Below are 17,572 nucleotides of genomic sequence, written 5' to 3'. Positions count from 1 at the left end.
CGGCGTCCGAAGGATTGTGGACATTTGGGCCTTGGCTGCCGCTGGCCCCTGGGCACCGGGCGCTGTTGGCGAGGGCAGTCGCCCGAAGCGCCTTAACTTGTTTTTTGGCAGATGGTTAGGGTGGTTCCTACACGGCTTCTGAAATGCGGCCGTATCACCTGGGGGGCGTGGAAATGGTCCCCATGGGATCCGAGCATGGTCGTTCGGGGGGGATTCCGACGTCCTGCTGGATGATAACAGGCCGGGTTGGTGATTTCGACAACTGGCGGAGAAGCGGATAGGCGCCGGCGGGGGATGACTGTAGGATAGTTTGCTGTGCCCCATGTCTCCGGCGCATGGCCGGGCAAGATGATACGGAATCGTTTCGGACCGGGGGTCCTCTCAGGTTTGGCCGCTTGGCGAGACCGGCTCGAAGGAGGCCCATCCGATGCATGTCAAGGTTAGGCGTTACGCTCCTGGGCTCCAGGGTTTCACTTTGATCGAGGTTCTCGTCGTTGTGGCGATTATCAGCGTGTTGTGCGCGCTGTTGTTGCCGCAGTTGGCTCGAGCACGGAAGCAGGCTCGGAACGTGCTCTGTCAGGCGAATCTCAGCGAGTGGGGCAAGATCTGGGCGATGTATTGCCAGGTGAACAATGATAGTTTCAACAATGGCGTTGTTGAGGATGCCAGTTGGCATCGGGGCGAGTGGATCACCTGCCTCCGATCGCAGTATTACACCAAGATGGAAATACTGCGTTGTCCCCTCGCGACGACACGTCTTGCTGGAGAGACGCACGGTGGACCTTTCAACACTTACTATATGCCGGTCGGTGGCAGTAGCACTGATACAGGAGGCGAGGAACCCAGCTACGGAATGAACGACTGGGTCTCGAATCCCCCGCCTGGGGTGACCGAGATTCAGGATCGGCCGACGGTGAACAACTGGCGGCGTGCGAGCCAGGTCAAGTACCCCAATCGGGTGCCGGTATTCGCCGATTGCATGTGGCGGGGTGGAGGGCCGTTTGACAAAGGGGAGAGAGGAGCCCCGCCTCGTTGCGACGGTGCGTGGAGCGGCGCCAGCGCGGAGATGGAGCATTTCTGCATCAACCGGCACGACGGATACGTCAATCACCTGTTTGTGGATTGGTCGGTGCGGAGAGTAGGCCTCAAGGAGTTGTGGAAACTCAAGTGGCACCGCAACTTCAACACTGCGGGCCGTTGGACTCGCGCGGGTGGCTGCCCTCCGGACAGTTGGCCCGCCTGGATGCAGCGGTTCCCGGATTACTGACTGGTATCGTCGTGATATCGTCGCGCTCCCCGCGATCTCGAGTTCCTGCAGTGCGGCGTCCAGTCGGCGTCGGCAGACGCAAAGGAGGGCAACATGAAGCCCGCGATCCGAGTTCTCGCACTTGGACTGGTTTTGTGCTCCGCGAACAGGGCCCATTCGGACAGCGTCTCCATCGACCTGGGAACGGTCAACATCGAAAACGGCATCACTCACGGCACGGTGCCCAACGCCGCCGAGCACAAGGCCGGCCAGACGATTCGTGCCTGGATGGGGGGGGTGAATTGTCGCCGGAACGCTGTTCCCTTCGGGCGCACCGGGAACAACACCGTGGACATCTACTTCCTGTTCCCCGTGGATGACGCCTTCGTCTTCAATGGAAACAAGCCGGTGCTCTACGTCACGATCGAGTACTTCGATGTCGGGACTGGTGAACTCTATTTGGAGTACGATTCCACTGGCGGCCTCGGGAGGGTCGGCGGTGCGCCGCTGACAGACACGAACGTCTGGAAGTGGCATACCTTCCATCTGTCCGATGCCAGATTCGCCAACGGTCTGAACAGCGGCAGTGATTTCCGCGTTCTCCGGGAGGCCGGCGCCCAGGAGTCCTTCTATCTCAACCGGGTGATCGTGGACGACGATGTGCTGCCGAGTTGTGGTATCCGGGTTCTGCCGGCCGATGTACAGACCGTCACGGCCGTTCGGGGCCAAGCGGCGGAGCCGGCCAGCCTCACCTATGCCGTCCAGAGCATTGGAAGGCAAGATGACCTGACCTGGCAAGTCCAGGAGACTGATGCGACCGGTGCCATGCCGACGGATTACGGTTGGCTGTCGATCGTACCGCCGGCGTCCGGCGGGCCGCTTGATTTGATGGAAACCGGCACCGTCCGGATCCAGATGGACAGCACCGACCTGCCTCAAGGCACGTACACGGCCTACGTGACGTTCACCGATGGCTGCGATCCTGCGAACAGGCTGGTCAGGCAGATCGATCTGGTGGTCGTCGAGTGCGGATTGGAGATCTCGCCCGTGGGTGACACGTATACGTCCTCGTCCCGCTCTGACTCGGCGTCGCAACCGGTGGTGTACAAGATCAGGAACGGCGGCATGACATCCGTTACCTGGACGGTTGCGGTGTCGCCGGGAGCAGCCTGGCTGCAGCTTGACGACAGCGGTGGAACGATTGCCCCGGGCGATCCGCCGCACGTCGTGACGGGCACGATTGACGCATCCGGCCTCGCCATGGGGGTCTACACCGCCACGCTCCAGTTCACGGATTCCTGCTCTCCGCAGAATCAGCACTCGAGAAACGTCGTGCTGAGCGTCTTTGACCCTTCCTGTGTTCATCAGCAGTTCAATGGCGAGTTTCAGACGTTCTGGAATAAGAATCTCTATGCCGAGAGTCCGCTGATTCGTTATCCCGAGGGCTACGAAGTTGCCCGTTTCAAGACCCAGGACACGGACGAGAACCCCTTCTACCGTGACTATCCTGGCGGCGACTGGCTTTTGCAGAGCCATATCGAGGGGGGGCCGACGGCCGTCAAGTTCTGGTACGACTGGGACATAGCGGCTCGAGAGCGATTTCAGGCTGATCTCCCCTTTGACGACCGGCTTGAACCCGCCTTCGGCATTGCAGCGGCCTGGCGATTGAAGGTGGGCGACTACGTCATGGAGCAAGGGCCGATTCAGATCCTGCTCCCCACCAAGCCGGGCTCTCCGGGCGGCGGTTATTCGACGAGTGTCTCCAACTACACCCTCTATGTCAGAATCAACGAGGGGGCTGTGGTCGGCATTCTGAATGCCGACGGCAAAGTTTACCCGGGTCTGCACGAACTGGAGCTTGCCGAATCGGTCGCCGATGGGCAGTTTCACACCTGGGCCGCTTCCGGGTGCTACGATGCGGCTTTCACCCCCGGCTACGCCTACTGGAACCTGTGGCTGGACGGTCAGAAACTTCTTTTTGGAGGTATCGAGGGGACCGTCGCTGGCCCCGGCGGGGCGACCTTCAGTTTCCGAACTGAAGGGGGTGCCAGTACCCTGATCAGGAGACCTTACATCTCTCTTGGCGAGATGGGCAATCGCGGTGTCGGACTCAAGTGGGACTTCGAGTTCGACTGGGTGCGTGTGGTCAGCATGAGCATACCGGGCTGCCCCTATTGGGGCGGTGAAGGGCTGGCAGGGGTGGCAGCGCTATGGCCGGACGCCGACGAGGACGGCGACGTCGATCAGGTCGACTTTGCGGCAGTGCAACTCTGTTACACCGGGGCCAAAGGCGTCGCGACACAAGCTTGTCAACGTTTCAATCGCGACGCGGACGGCGATGTGGACGCGGCCGACCTGGACGAGTTTAAGAGATGTGTGACCGGCCCGGCAATTGCCCTTGACCCGGCCGCACCGCCGAGCGGCTGCATCCCGTACTGAAATCTGACCGGGCAAGCCGGGATCCGGGCAAGCCGAATTGGGCGTGGTCCGGACCCGGAAGCAGGTGAGGCTCTCTTACCGGATCCCCCAGGCCAGAGCCGGCGCTGGCGTTTCAGGTCGAGACCCAACCCCATGCGGTCCCATTCTGGCACAACGTGATGCTGAAGGGCTGATTGTCCAGCGGACCCATCCGCGCGGGCATCCGTCGGTGTGCAGGGTGGGCCTCAAGGAGTTGTGGAAGCTCGAGTGGCACCGCAACTTCAGCTCTGCGGGTCGTCAGGTTTGCGCGGGCGGCTGTCTTGCGGACACTTGGCCGGCCTGGATGCGGCCGTTCACGGATTGCTGAGCGGTGGGGCCAGGCTCTCCGGAGTGCTCCGTCCGCAGTATGATGTCGGCAAGCACATCGGAGCAGGGACTCTGCCATCTTAGGAGGACGGTCGGTCATGAGATCGAGGGTGCAACAGTTATGCGTGTTGATTCTGTGTGCGTCCACTCTCACTGCCGGCGCTGCGGGTGCAGACCAGCCAACTGCAGCCGTCCAGCAGCGCAGGCGGGCGTTTCTTGAGCAGTTGGCGGACAACTGGATGCGGGCCGGCGCCCCTGTTGCATGGGCACACGCGGAATGGAAGTTCGACGAGATCGAACCCAATTGGGCAGGGGCATTGGCGGCCATGTACCTCAAGCGCTCACCTGCCGAAATCGCCAAGGCCGACGCTTTCTTTGAGGCCATGCCCATTGACCCCGTGGTTGACCCGGACATGCGGGTGTGCGAAGGTCTGCATGCCTACTACCTGTTTCGCGATGATCCCGGCTTGAGTTCCGCTGCCCGAAAACGCCTGCTCGAACTCATCCATGTCGAGCCGGCGCCTCGCCGGCTCAACCCCTCGGTCTGGGAGTTCGGAGCCACGGAGAATCATGCGTTCATGGGTCATGTGTGGTGCCTGCTGGCGGCACAGCTCGACCGCGACCGCGCAACTGCCGAGCGAGTCACGCGGCATCTCGACTCCTTCGTGATTGAGCACATCCGAAAAGGGTGGCTGGAGTACAACTCGCCATGCTACGTCGAGAAGAACGTTGGGTGCCTGCTGTTGCTGTCCGAGTGGGCGGAGGACCCGCTGCTCCGGCGAAAGGCCAAGCTTGGCCTCGATGTTTTGTTTGCCGAGCACGCCTTGTTGAGCCTTGAAGGCGTGTTGGGGGGGCCAGCTTGCCGGGTTTACCGGCCCAGCTATGACGGGATTCTCAGAGAGGAACTGGGTCACAACAGCCGTTACGATGCTCGGTGCAGCGGTACCTATCCGATGATGTACATGCTTTTCGGGACGGGGAAGCCTCATTTCTATGGCGTGCTGGGAGCCCCGCTACTGGCCACGAGCACATACGTTCCTCCGGCGGCAGTATCGGCTCTGGCGACGGCCGGGCAGGAACGCGGTTCGTATGTCGTCAAGGCTCGTCGTCCGGGACAAGGCCACCGGGTACTCCGTCAGAGACCCGGGACGGCGGAACCGCCCCCGGAGGTCTTCAATGCCCGTGTCTATGGCTGGGTCACGCCGGACTTCGTGCTCGGCTCGTTTCAGGAAGTTCAGGGGCGGTACGGTGCCGCGAGGTCTTTGCCCCTCATGAGCGTACTTCGGATCGCCGGGAATCCGCGCCGCACCATTTTGACCGATCTCTTGCCCGCAGACCGAACCCAGCAGGGGCCGGCAACCGTCGACTGTGTGCAGCACAAGAATGTGAGCATGGGCCGCGGCGCGGCTGGCCGAGCGTATCTGGCCACGCAAGAGTTCGATGAGCTGATCGAACAACAAGGCTGGCTGCTCGTGCGCGCGGGAGAGACGTTCGCCGCCTATCGAGTTGTCGGCTCAGGCCACACCTGGCAGCATTCTCAAGAACCCGGCCTCTATGGGGATTTCATTCGCTTTGACCGGCCCGACGCCGCCTTCGTTCTCGAAGCGGCCAGGGCATCCGACTACCAGCGCGATTTCGCACGGTTTCGCGCCGATGTGCTCGATAATCAGATCGAAGAACACCCCGAGGGTGTTACGTATCAGAGCTGTTCGTCTGCAGACTCGGGTCCAGCTGCCGAGCCCTTCAAGTTGACCCTTCGCTACGGCGACCTGCCGTGCGTTGATGACCGGCCGATCGAACTCGAATCCTACGGTATGATCGAGTCTCCGTATCTCAGTTCGGTCTGGGATTCAGGGATAGTGCTCATGCGTTTCGGTCCTCACCGGTTGACGATCAACGTCAATCCGGCCCGCTCTCCGGTGCTCATTGAGGAGTTCAGTCAGCCGGTCGAACTGCCGTTCGAAACGGCCTGCGACGCACCAGACGCCCGATGGGTTCCTTTCTTGAACTACTGGCGGCTCAAGCCGGAGCAGTGGCACTGGGATGCGACCGGCGGCCGATCCGGCGGGTGCCTCGGGCACGATGCCCACCTCGGCGTCCGCGAACGCGAGCGCGGCGCCCATGATGCCGCGATCGTCCTTCGGGGCGGAGAGCATTGGACGGACTACGCGTTCGAGGCTGACGGATATGCGGAGAAGGGCAGTCTTGGGCTCTGGGTGCGGGCCAATGTGCACGATGAGGGCGGTGGCAACGGCCGCTGGGTCCAGGGCTATCACTTCGTGCTTCTCCCTTCACGTGCTCAATGTCGACTCTGGCGTGCTCGTTGCGATGGCCGGGTCATACCAGATCAGGCTGGGAAGGCGGTCCCCCAATTCGAGAGAAACGAGTTCTCCAACCCGGTGCTGCTCAGCGAGGGCAGAGCCCCCGCCACTGTAGCTCATGGCCGGTGGCTTCACCTGGCGGTTCATGTTCGCGGCGATACGATCACCTGCCTTGTCGACGGCCAAGAGGTACTCAACGCCAAGGATCGCTCGTATCCGTCGGGCTCGATCGGCTTCGTGACCTACAAGGGCGAAGGTGTTCGCTTTGACAATGTCCGGGCGACATTCCTGCCGCAGTGAGTCCTCAGGATTTCGGGCTGTCCTTACGTGGGTTCCTGCGGATGGGACATGGAGCGGCGACGGAGGCTCACCAGGACCCTGCACCGCTGGCCCTCTGTACTCTTCATTCGACTACGGGTGGCGATCTTCTGTGGCGGGTTGCGTCTTGGCACGCTCCTGGTTCATGAACGCGGCTATCGCCGCCTCCGAATTGCGGTTCTCAAAAGCTGCCGCCGCCGGATCGTTCGTTCGTTTCATCCAGTCGAGCAGGATGCCCCGAAACTCCTCGATTCGCCGAGTGTACTGATCGTTACCAGCAAGGTTGAGCAGCGCATCCGGGTCGTTTTTCAGATCGTAGAACTCCTCGCGCACCCGATACTGGAGCATGTGCACGCGGGCGGCGATGGCTGGATTGCCCACAGCGGCGGCCTGCATGGCATTGAAGGTCAGCCCCGTCTGCGGTTCGCTGCGGTAGACTGTCTTGCCGTCGGCCCAGAAGTTGAAAATGTAGCCGAAATCCCGGCTCTGCACGCAGCGCATCGGATAGCGGTTCCTCGCCGATGTCTGATGAAACTGCGTGAAGCAGTACTCGCGACCGGCTTGGGTGTTGCCCCGCAACAGCGGCAGAAACGATCTGCCATCCATGCCGGGTACGTCGGTGCCGATCGTGGCCTCCAGGATGGTCGGCATGAAATCGATGCCGGAGATGAGATGTAGGTCATCCACCGTACCGGGCTTGACCTGCCCGGGCCAGCGCACGATCCAGGGGGTGCGCGTGCTGTTCAGATAGCAGTTGGCCTTGGAGAACGGCACGGATATCCCATTGTCAGAGAGGAAAATGACCAGTGTACTGTCCTCGTATCCGGACTCGCGCAGGGCTCTCAGGACCGCCCCCACCGTGTCATCGCATCGGCGGGAGGAGCTGTTGTACTCGGCGATCTCCTCGCGGATGTCGGGCAGATTCGGCAGGAACCCAGGGACCCAGATTTCATCAGGCTGGTATCGCCGGGACGGTGCCGGAACGCCGGCAAGCCGCGTCCCGAAGCCCATTCGCTCCCTCTCGCTGCCCGAGAAAGGTCGATGGGGATCATGGGAGTTCGCCATGATGAAGAAGGGTTTGTTCTCGGCACGGGCACGATCCAGCAGTGACTTGACCGCCTGGTGGTACTTCTCAGGATCTCGCCCGATACCGAGTTGGCTCTGGTCGCAAGCAGAATCCCAATGGTACTTGCTGGCCGGCGCCAGGTGTGAGAGCTTGCCGAAGCAACCGAGCAGATAACCCGCGGCGTGCAGTCGTTCCTGCAAGGTGGGCACATCCAAGTGGATCGGTTCGAAGCCTTCACCTCCATTGCGGTGAGAATAACGGCCGGTCATCAGGACTTGCCGGGAAGGCTGGCAGACGGCGATGGTCACATGGGCGTGCATGAACCTCATGCCCTCCCGAGCCAGCCGATCGATGTTGGGTGTCAGGTCGAGCAGTCTCCCCCCGAAGCTCGCCGGAGTTTTCCAATACAAGTCGTCGGCCGTGATCAGCAGGACATTGACTCGGCGGGCAGGCACGGTGGCGGAAGAAGGCGGCGTACCCTTGCTGCTGGCTGCCGGCGCGAACGCCGGCGACGCAGAAAACACAACCAGGCACAACCGGAGAGCACGAGCCAGAGGGAGTCGTCTCATCGTGGCCTCCTTGTCTCCCCCCACCATACGTGCGATGGGACCCGCTTGCCACCCTGAACGGCACCGTGGTATTGCAGGGAATCATCGCGGATCATCTTAAAACCTTGTCGTACAACAAGTTCAGTTGATTCTCGACCCCAGGCAGGAGCAGCGAAGACCGTCTGGAGGAGAGGGGTTGGAGGCCAGTAGTCAGCGGTTAGGGATCAGCCGGAGAGAAAAGGGAAGTCGAAAAGCCGAGGGGCGGTTGAGAAGGTAGCAACCTCATCAAGACCCTTTAAAGAGGTGTGACAGGAGAGGTTGTGGCCTCGGGATTCAAGAACGACATCGATTCAAGGCGTGGATCATTCGTTGTCCTTTGTTCGTTGGTGATGACGGGACGGGTCGCGGGGCTAAGGGGCCCGTTCAATCTCGGCCTTGGCTACGGCGGCCTGCACGATCCTGTCCGTGCTCAGGTCGGAGAGTGAAGGCAGATCGTCAACTGGAATGAGGTAGGCGTTGATTCGTACGGCATTCTGATCGATGCCGCCGGTGGTGACATCGACGACGAATCGGCCATCCGTGTCCATTGCGGTGAAGGGCTGGTCGCCGTACGGCTTGACCCACCAGCTGCTGTCGCCCATGACCTGGATGTAGACCACGATCCGGTAGTCGGCGGCAGAGGCGACGTGCCAGACTCGTCCCGCAAGGTCCTCGGTGCTGCCGTAAACTGGAACATGGGTCAGTTCGATCTCCGGCGTGCCCGGCCCGCCGAGCAGCGTCCAGTTGTCTGCCATGGTCTCCCCATCGAAGGCCTGGCGCATTCCCGGCTTCAGGGTCCCATTCTTGTCGGCGATTCCCCAATGGCGGCCGGTCTCGCCCTCCGAGGTCACCTTCCAATCCTCGTCCAGGGCGGCGAAGTAGTAAACGGGGGTACCGGTGAGCTGAGCCCACGACGCCACATTGAGCAGGTAGAAAGCGGCGTTCTCCGGGCTTGCCTCGGCCTCGTCCACGGAGGCGCCGCCGCTTGGATGTCCTGTCTCGCCCACGTAGACGGTTTTGCCTTCGGCCGCGCTGAGCACCAACTGGTGACCCGCATGAACGTACGCCATGGCGACATCGATTCGCACGCCTTCCCAGTAGGGGAAGTAATGTACCCACAGACAATCGCTCGCCGAGATCACTTCCGGATGGTCCAAGAACTGGCCATAGACATCGGCCGTTCCCACCGGAATCTGTGCAGGGATGGCCTGCTTGACGGCGGTGATGTGGGCTACCAGCTGCTCGGGAGTCCGGTCATTTCGGTACAGCGTTTCGCTTCCGACGATGGCCATATCCGCTTCGCCTGCGTTCGCCACCGTGATCAGGCTGGTGATCTCGTTCTGGTTCACGGTGGCGTCGCTTCCCAACCACGCTCCGATCGCCGCCTTCAGGCCAAGTGAATGGGCAACGCGGCCGGCAGCCTCGAGTCCGTTGGTACACCCGTAGGTTCTGATGGCCTGGGCATACGGAGCGATCAGGCGCATCCGGGCCCGCAACTGATCCTCGGTGACGACATCGCCCTGGTTGGGATCCTGGCCGTCCACGTACGGGCTGAAGCAAATGCCCGGCAATCGATACCGTGAGCATACCACCAGGCTCACTTGCGCCGTGTTGCTGGAGCTCACGCCGTCGGAAACGCGGAATGCGAAGTCCTCGACTCCAACGAAGTCTGGTGCAGGTGTATAGGAGAGGTTGGGCGGGGTGCCGCTGATCGAGCCGTGAGCGGGCTGCGCGACGATTTCGTAAGTCAGTGATTGCGAGGGAGAGTCGGGATCCACTGCGACGAGCGTGAAATCGGTCGCGGTATTGAAGGGGATCGTCACGGGCTGATCCGTCGCGATCGGCGATGCCCCCCTGGTCGTGAAATTCCACACATCGCCCACGCGGGTTCCTGCTCCGTTCACCTCATCGATAGCCCAAAAGTAGGTCTTGTTCGGGTCAAGTTCACCCGGATCGAACGTCGTGCCAACTTGCTCGAGCACGAACGGAGGCGGATTGGTGTCTCCAAAGTGCACTCGGTGAACGTCTGCATGGTCACCGGCCATCCAGCTGATCGCAGTGTTCAGATCTACCAGTGTGGCTTCGTTCTCTGGAGCGAGCGGTGCCGCTGGACCGGGCGGGGTCGGGTCCGGCGGCTGAGGGCACCCCTGCGCACCCAGCATGAGACCGCAGACGACGGTGAACAGAACGGTCTTCTCAGCACTGGTCATCGGAATCCTCCCAAGCGGCGCTCTCCCCCGCCATTGTACAGAATGCCGTGGGTGAAGAACACGCCGCCGCGGGGCAGGGCTGCGGTTCGGGAGGCGTGCCGGGTTTCTTGTTCACATGAAGTGGGGGTGTATGGGGAATGATCGACTCGCCGAACGGTTCAAGTGGTTGAAGCGGAATACTCAGGCCAGGGCGGTAGGCAGAACGCGTGGAGCGCTGTAGGATGTCCGTACACAGCTTGGCGGTGTGGCTAGGCGCACGTCATGGGGTGCTCTCGGGGCATACGGAAGTAGTACCCAGAGATGTATATCAGGCAAGGAGAATATGAATGGACACTCCCAAGAAAGTAGACTCCGCAGGTTTGTCAAGACGAGAAGTGTTGAAGCTACAAAGTCTGGCTCTCGGCGGGCTGGCCGTCGGAGGTTGTGTTCCCGGCGGCAACTGCCCGGACCTGGACCCGGTCGCCTGCCCCGACGTTCAGTCCGGATCGGCCAACCGGAACACGTATTTCAGGGCGATGCGATCTTTCTGCCTGGGGAGCGAGCCGCTGGCCGCCGATGAAATGCGAATCACGTTCCTGGGTTCGTGGTTCTCGCCGCGGATCTCGCAGGCCGCCAACAGCATCTTCGTTGAGGTGGGCAACGCCCTGGGCCAGTCCGACCAGTTTGTCTTCGACTGTGGCACGGGCGTGATGGCCAAGTACAACGCGATGGGCATTCCCGCGTCGAAGATGACCAAGGTCTTCCTGACCCACCTGCACGGGGACCACATGAGCGATCTGATGCACATCTACTGCTTTGGTCCATCGGCGGATCGCAAATCGCCCTTGTATGTCTGGGGCCCGAGGAGTTCCGGTTTCCAGTACACCGATCTCGCGGGCAACGCATCCGGCCCTTACGCCGACGGTACGGCCGCTTATTGCCAGCTTCTCCGGGAGGCGGCGCGCTGGCACACAGAGAGCTTCAGCTTTCAAACCACCGCCTTCACGGATGATTACATTCGTCGGAACCAGCTTACCCCCGGCTGGACATGCCCCAGTGCCACTCCGTCGGCTCCCCCGGTCGGGAAGGACGGCTATGATCTCGTGGCTTTCGAGCTGGACTGGACAAAGGAGGGGTTTGATGCGAATGGACAGCCGGTCAGCAACAACGTCGCTTACGACAATCCGGCGAGCGGGGTGAAGATTACCCATTTCCCGGCGGTGCACGCCCGGCAGGGGGCGATCAGCTACAAACTTGAGTGGAACGGCATGTCCATGATCTTCACCGGGGATACGAAGCCCAACTACCATGTCGTCCGGCAGGCGACGAATGGCGTCGACGTACTGATTCATGAGATGACCCCCCCGCCGGAGATCTGGGTCGAGAAGTTCACGGGACTGCAGGAGGGCGACACCGGTTACGATGTGGTTTTTGCGGACCTGAACCGAGTGCAGCAGAGTTCGCACACCGAGTCCAAGGCGTACGGCTACGTTCTCAGTCTGCTCAGCAAAGCTCCCCGGCTTGCAGTGGGTACTCACTTTCCGGCCGAGGACGACACGATCTACAGTGCTCTGGAGGATCTCCGGGTGTGGTATCCCAGCGGTGACGTCGTGATCGCTTCGGATCTCATGGTCATCAAGGTGGCGGCAGGCAACATTGACGTGGCCCGAGCGGTGGTCTCGGATTACACCTGGACTCCAAGCGCCCCGCTTGCCTCGGCGACTTACGACCCACCGAAGTATTGGACGTGGGAGACCAATGACGACGGCAGTTACGTTCTCGACACGGGCGGCAACAAGATACCGGTTGGTGATCCATACGCACAGCTGTACCCTGGCGCTGACATCATTCCTCAGAGTCTGTGGGACGTATAACAGCAGCCAGGCCGGTCGCGCCGGGGTATACTCGGCGGCGCTGGGCAGTGACGGCTGCACGATGTCTCTGCAGTTGGCCGATGGCTCGTCTGCCTTGCTCAACACCAACCGGACGGTCTTCGGCTGGGGGGATTCCGCCTTGGCGGCCGGGGATGACCGACCCGCTCGCGTTGTGTTGCCGACCGCCGCTGGACGTTCGTCGGGGTACTCGAAAGCCTGAAAGGCATCCGCCAGGAAACCGTGGTCTTCGACAAGACCGAGGTCGCGCTCAAGACCACGCCGGACGAGGACCAACAACGCATCCTCGATCTGCTCAGCGTCCGCCTCTGAACGCCCAAGCCCTCAGCAGACCCCGCCGAACCTCTGCGTAGCCACACCGTTGAAATCGAAATCCTCGCTCAACCCCATGATACTCAACGGCTTACTTCATCTCAGTGAGGCGTAAGCTGCGTCAGAAGGGCGAGGCCCGGTTCCCACCGGTCGCCGGTTCCGTTCGGATCGTCTGCTCGCCGGTTCAGTCCCAGGATCGGTATTCACTTCACGCAGTTCGGGTCAGCCGGCACAATCGGGCCGCTGAAGCACCGCTGAAATACCCCGAAGTCGGATTGGTCGACGTCGCCGTCGCGGTCGAAGTCCTTGGTTTTGCAGGTGGTGGGGACAAGCATTTCGGGTCCGGTGAAGCATGCCACCAAGGCCGCGAGGTCGTCGAGATCGACGTGCCCGTCGCGGTTGAAGTCGCCGGGGATCTCGCAGCCGTCGAGGATGCCGTTGCCGTTCTGGTCCCACCCGGCGGGCAGGACGGTGGTGTTGAAAAGTACCGAGACCGCGTCGGCGTCGACGTTTGCCACGGCGAGGTCCGGCATGGCGTCTCCGTTCAGATCGGCGGCGGCCACTGCTACGGCGCCGTCCCCGGCGGGAAAGTGAGGGACGGACATGAATGTGCCGTTGCCGTAATTGAGCTTGACGGAGACGTCATCCGTACTTCGATTGGCGGCCACGAGATCCAGATCGCCGTCCGCATCGAGATCTGCAGTGGCCAGGCCCTGGGGATTGGTCCCGACGACGAATGGGAACAGTGTTGGGAAGCCGCCGGTGCCGTTATTGTACATGACCCAGACGTGGGTGGTGTTGGCCGTGGCCACGGCCAGATCGTTGTCTCCGTCGGTGTCGAAGTCGCGGGCGAGGATAGCGCGAGGGTTTCGTTCGACCGGATAGACGCCGATTGAGGTGAAGCTGCCGCCGCCGTCGTTGCGTAGGATTGAGACCGTGTTGGCGGTGAAGTTGGCTACCGCCAGGTCGGGGTGGCTGTCGTTGTTCAGGTCGGTCGCGACGGCGGCCACGGGGTAATTGCCGACCGTGTGGCTGCCGCCGTCGAGGAAAGCGCCTCCGCCGCGGTAGAACAGGAGGTGGACCTTGTCCGCCAGGGCGCATGCCACTACCAGATCGGCGACCCCGGTGCGGGTCACCTCGCCGGCGTACACGAAGAAGGGTCCGTCGGAGACAGGGTAATTGACCGCCGCGGCGAACGCGCCGTGGCCGTCGTTCAGCAGGATCGAGACGCTGTCGCTGCCGAAGTTGGCGACTGCGAGGTCGACATCGTTGTCCCAGTCGAAGTCTGCGGCCGCCACCGAATACGGGCTATCGCCCACGGTGAAGTCAACCGGAGCGGCGAACGCGCCGTGGCCGTCGTTTTTCAGCAGCGAGACGGTGTCCGCAAGGTGGTTGGCGGTGACCGCATCGACGTCGCCATCGCCGTCAAAATCGGCGGTGACGACCGCGTGGGCCCCGTCACCTGCGGGGTACTGCGCCGGCAGTCCGAAGTCGGGGTGAGTTTTGAGGTCGCACTCATCGAGGATGCCGTTCTCGTTGCAGTCCTGGCTCGTGCCGCCGGCCAGATCGCACTCGTCGGGGACGTCGTTCTCGTTGCAGTCCTGGCTCGTACCTTCGCTGATATCGGTCGGGTCGGGTACGGTGTTGCCGTTGCAGTCGCGTGCCCGCCGGCCGATGACGGATGTGAGCAGATCACTCGGCCGCCAGCCGGACTGGTTCACCGCAGCCGACACCCAGTAATAATAAGTCACTCCCGGCAGAGCGCTGGTGTCGCTGTAGATTGTGGTGGCTTGCCAGCCAGTCAGGGCCTCGGCCGTGCCTACGACGTTGCTGGTGTTGCGATAGACGCGGTAACAGTTTGCGCCCTGGGTTGTATCCCAATCGACCCGGATCCTGGTCGTGTAGGTGCCGTCTGAAGCTGTCAGGTTGGGCGGTGGCATGATTTTTGCCCAGCCCCAGTTTGGCGTGCTGAGCGGGCTGACGATCGTGCCGGTGGCATCGGTGGCCGCTCTGACCCAGTAGCAGTAATTCTCTGCGGGGATCAGGTTTGTGTCCTGGAAGCCGCGGGCGACCTGCCAGTCGGTGACCTGTACCGCGCCATCCGGATCGTCGCTGGTGTTGCGGTAGACGCGGTAATGGGTGGCGCCCGTCACCGCATTCCAGTAGACCCAGAGATGGCCGCGGAATGTCCCGTCATCGGCGTCCACGCCGGTCGGTGCGGGGATGGGGATCGGGTCGCACAGATCGCCGATGCCGTCACCATCGGAATCGGTCTGTGGGGCATTGGTGGTGACCGGGCAGTTGTCGAGGATGTCCGTGGTGCCGTCATCGTCGAAGTCGGTGGTGGCCACGTCCCACTCTTCGAAATAACGAGGGTTGTAGATCGCGTCGGATTGGATCTCGGCCCGCGGTTCGTTGTGTTCGTCGCGGGTTCTCGCCCCGGCGACAAAAAGATGGGAGCCGGCGTCTGTTCCCCATCGCCAGTCCCCGATTCGGAACATGTCCTTGTTGCCGGCGGTGTCGGTGAAGTAGAGCAGGTGCTTGACGTTGTCGTAGTACCACCGCCGCATGGTCGATCTGGCGAACGCGGCGCCGGTATCGGGGTTGGTCACCGTGAGATCGGCGTTGAGTTGAATAGCGCTCCAAGGCAGGGGGTCCGCCAGGGGGCCGGTAGGGTCCCGGCCGGTGGATTCGTAGAAGTGAAGGTGGCGGCCCACGACTCGCTCAGTGATGAAGGTCGGTGTCGCGGTTGGCGCCTCCTCGAGCAGGTAGTCGCCGCTCTGGCTGTAGAGACGCAGCTTGTTGTAGATGATCTTGGGTGAAGTGTAGGTTTCGCCCTCGACGGTCAGCCGCAGTGTCGTCGCGTTGTGGGTGAGGGAGTAGGTCTTTGTCGAGATGACAATTCCGTTCTTATCGCTCACGAAGCAGGTCGTGCTGCCGGGCACGAACTCGTAGCGGCGGTCGGCTATATCTGGAGGCACGCGAAAGCGGTTGAACTTGAAGTAGCGGAACACGTTGCCCGACACATCCGCCGGGCCGACGCTTGTTTCCGTGTCCTGTCCGTCGAGTTCGAACGAATACCGCCAGTTGCCGATGGTCGTGAGATCGGCGGCGGTGCCGAAGAGAAAGAGCAGCGCCGTTTCGCGCTTGTTGGCCGCGAAGCCGTGCCCGCTGTCGGGGCGGATATACACGGTGACGTGAGACGTTCCGCCGCTGGCGCGATGCATCTGGCGGGCCCATTTCATGGCCCCGTCCTTGCGCGAGTAGGCGAGGATGAACGGATCGTAGTGGTCGCTGTCGGGGGGTGAGGTCGAAGAAAGCTCTTCGCCGCGATCGATGATGTTGTCATTCTCGCCCATGACCATGCCGACGGGCAGAGCGTAGGCCCCCGACAGACTCACGGTGAACCGCGGGTTGCTGCCCTGGAAGTCCGACGGCAGATGGGTGCCATATGGCCAGTTGTAGCTCGTGGTAGGGCAGACGGTTCCGGCCGGGCTTGAAGGGGCGGCCCGGTAGATCTTGTTGGCGTGTCCCATCAGGAAGCGGGCGACGAATTGCCCGCCGCCCGAGTGGCCGACGATGTAGAACTTGTTGTCTGTCGAGGCCGCGGTGGCGGGAAAACGCTCGCGCACGAAGTTTTCGTGGACATCCAGCAGGATCCAGTCTTCCTCGCCGTTGAGTTCCTGGTAGGAGAAGCTGAGGCGGTCGGGGTAGGGGTGACCGGTTCGCAGGAATCTGGGAGCGACCACCAGAGTGTTGGTCTGGTTGTACGTGAATCCGGTGCCGGTGAGGTCATCGCAGATCCGGTCGTAGTTCAACCAGGAGTCATATTGGAGGGTCGCGGTCTTATCCGAGCCGTGAATCACGTAGAGTTTGGTGTTGTTGGGGTCGGCGGTATTGCCGGCCGCCTTGCGCTTGAAGATGCGGAGCATGATGTCGATGCCGGAGAGGTCGTACACGAAGTGAACGGCGGTGGCATCGGTATCGCCGTATCTCACGTTGTTGCTGTAGATGCCTCCGGTGGGCTCATTGTCGACGTGGGTGATGTCGAAATACTGGAATCCGACGGTCTCGCTGTGGGGGGTGGACCAGGTCTTCAGAATGGTGCCGATGTGCAGCGGTGTGGCGGTGATGGTGGTCGTGGTGGCGAGCGTCCAGTTGGCGCCGTCCGAGCTGTACCACGCGGCATAGACCGTTCCGGAGCGTTTGATCTTCAGATAGGCAGTGCGACTTGAAAATGTGACCGTATGGTCGATGCCGCCAGGCCGCCGGAGGCGAAGGTCGGTGGCCCCGTGCGGTCCGAAGACCAGCAAGTCGTTGGCACCGAACGCGATGCACAGTCCGGCGTGAAATCGGGTGCCGTAGTCAACACTGAGTCTGGTTCGGACGGTGACGGCGAAGTCCGTCGCACGAAGATGATTGAGATCTCCGCTCAGGCTCATGCGTACCTGCGGGGCGTCATCCGCGCTCGTCCAGTTGTCGTAGACGTCGTCGTCATCGACGGCCATGGTGAAGCCAGCGTGTTCTGCCCAGATGATCTTGCGGTGGTCGGCGTCTGTGCGGTAGACGTGCTCGGTCATCGTCGTGCCGCTCGACTGAGGATTCCATATAGTTGCCAAGACTTCTTTAACTGTTCCGGTCGACCAGGCCAGCAGTATCCCGAGGACATACGAGAATCGTTGGCTTCTCATGGGCCTTCTCCTGTCTGCCGGCGCACACCAAGCAAGGGCCTTAGGGCCCGCAAAAGAATAACCTGAACAATTGTTGATAGGTTCGATCGCGTTGTTCCGATATTGGGTGGATGCAGGATGCAACAGTGATCGAACGGATTCGACGAATGTATCGCACGTTGTCGCC

Annotated in this window: 7 protein-coding genes; 4 read left to right on the top strand and 3 right to left on the bottom strand. The window is 61.8% G+C overall.

Annotated features, from left to right (window positions below; genetic code table 11):
• Positions 1-427: 427 nt before the first annotated feature.
• From KA354_20190 to KA354_20180, 3 genes are all read left to right on the top strand, one after another.
• A complete protein-coding gene (locus KA354_20190) occupies positions 428-1,267 on the top strand; it encodes a type II secretion system protein (protein ID MBP7936970.1) in 840 nt (279 codons plus the stop codon).
• 93 nt (positions 1,268-1,360) lie between these two features.
• A complete protein-coding gene (locus tag KA354_20185; protein ID MBP7936969.1) occupies positions 1,361-3,685 on the top strand; it encodes a hypothetical protein in 2,325 nt (774 codons plus the stop codon).
• 443 nt (positions 3,686-4,128) lie between these two features.
• On the top strand, positions 4,129-6,651 hold the full coding sequence (locus tag KA354_20180; protein ID MBP7936968.1) for a DUF1080 domain-containing protein: 2,523 nt from the start codon (positions 4,129-4,131) through the stop codon (positions 6,649-6,651).
• Between the two features lie 111 nt (positions 6,652-6,762).
• Here the strand turns inward: KA354_20180 and KA354_20175 are convergent, their stop codons facing one another.
• Both KA354_20175 and KA354_20170 read right to left on the bottom strand, forming a co-directional pair.
• Positions 6,763-8,304, bottom strand: coding sequence for a sulfatase (locus KA354_20175; protein ID MBP7936967.1), 1,542 nt, complete (start codon positions 8,302-8,304; stop codon positions 6,763-6,765).
• A gap of 389 nt (positions 8,305-8,693) precedes the next feature.
• The gene (locus tag KA354_20170) at positions 8,694-10,532 is read right to left on the bottom strand and encodes a hypothetical protein (protein ID MBP7936966.1); all 1,839 of its coding nucleotides are present in this window, start codon (positions 10,530-10,532) and stop codon (positions 8,694-8,696) included.
• Between the two features lie 326 nt (positions 10,533-10,858).
• Between KA354_20170 and KA354_20165 the strand changes: the two genes are divergently transcribed.
• Positions 10,859-12,385 carry an MBL fold metallo-hydrolase gene (locus KA354_20165; GenBank protein MBP7936965.1) on the top strand — a complete coding sequence of 509 codons (1,527 nt, stop codon included), beginning with the start codon at positions 10,859-10,861 and terminating at the stop codon, positions 12,383-12,385.
• A 533-nt stretch (positions 12,386-12,918) separates the two neighbouring features.
• Here KA354_20165 and KA354_20160 read toward each other — a convergent pair.
• Positions 12,919-17,406, bottom strand: a complete 4,488-nt coding sequence (locus tag KA354_20160; protein MBP7936964.1) for a VCBS repeat-containing protein — start codon at positions 17,404-17,406, stop codon at positions 12,919-12,921.
• Positions 17,407-17,572: the final 166 nt, after the last annotated feature.

This window comes from Phycisphaerae bacterium (assembly GCA_018003015.1).
Taxonomy (GTDB): Bacteria; Planctomycetota; Phycisphaerae; order UBA1845; family PWPN01; genus JAGNEZ01.
Note: the sequence above shows the minus strand (reverse complement) of the source record. Positions and strands in the feature narration are given on the sequence as shown.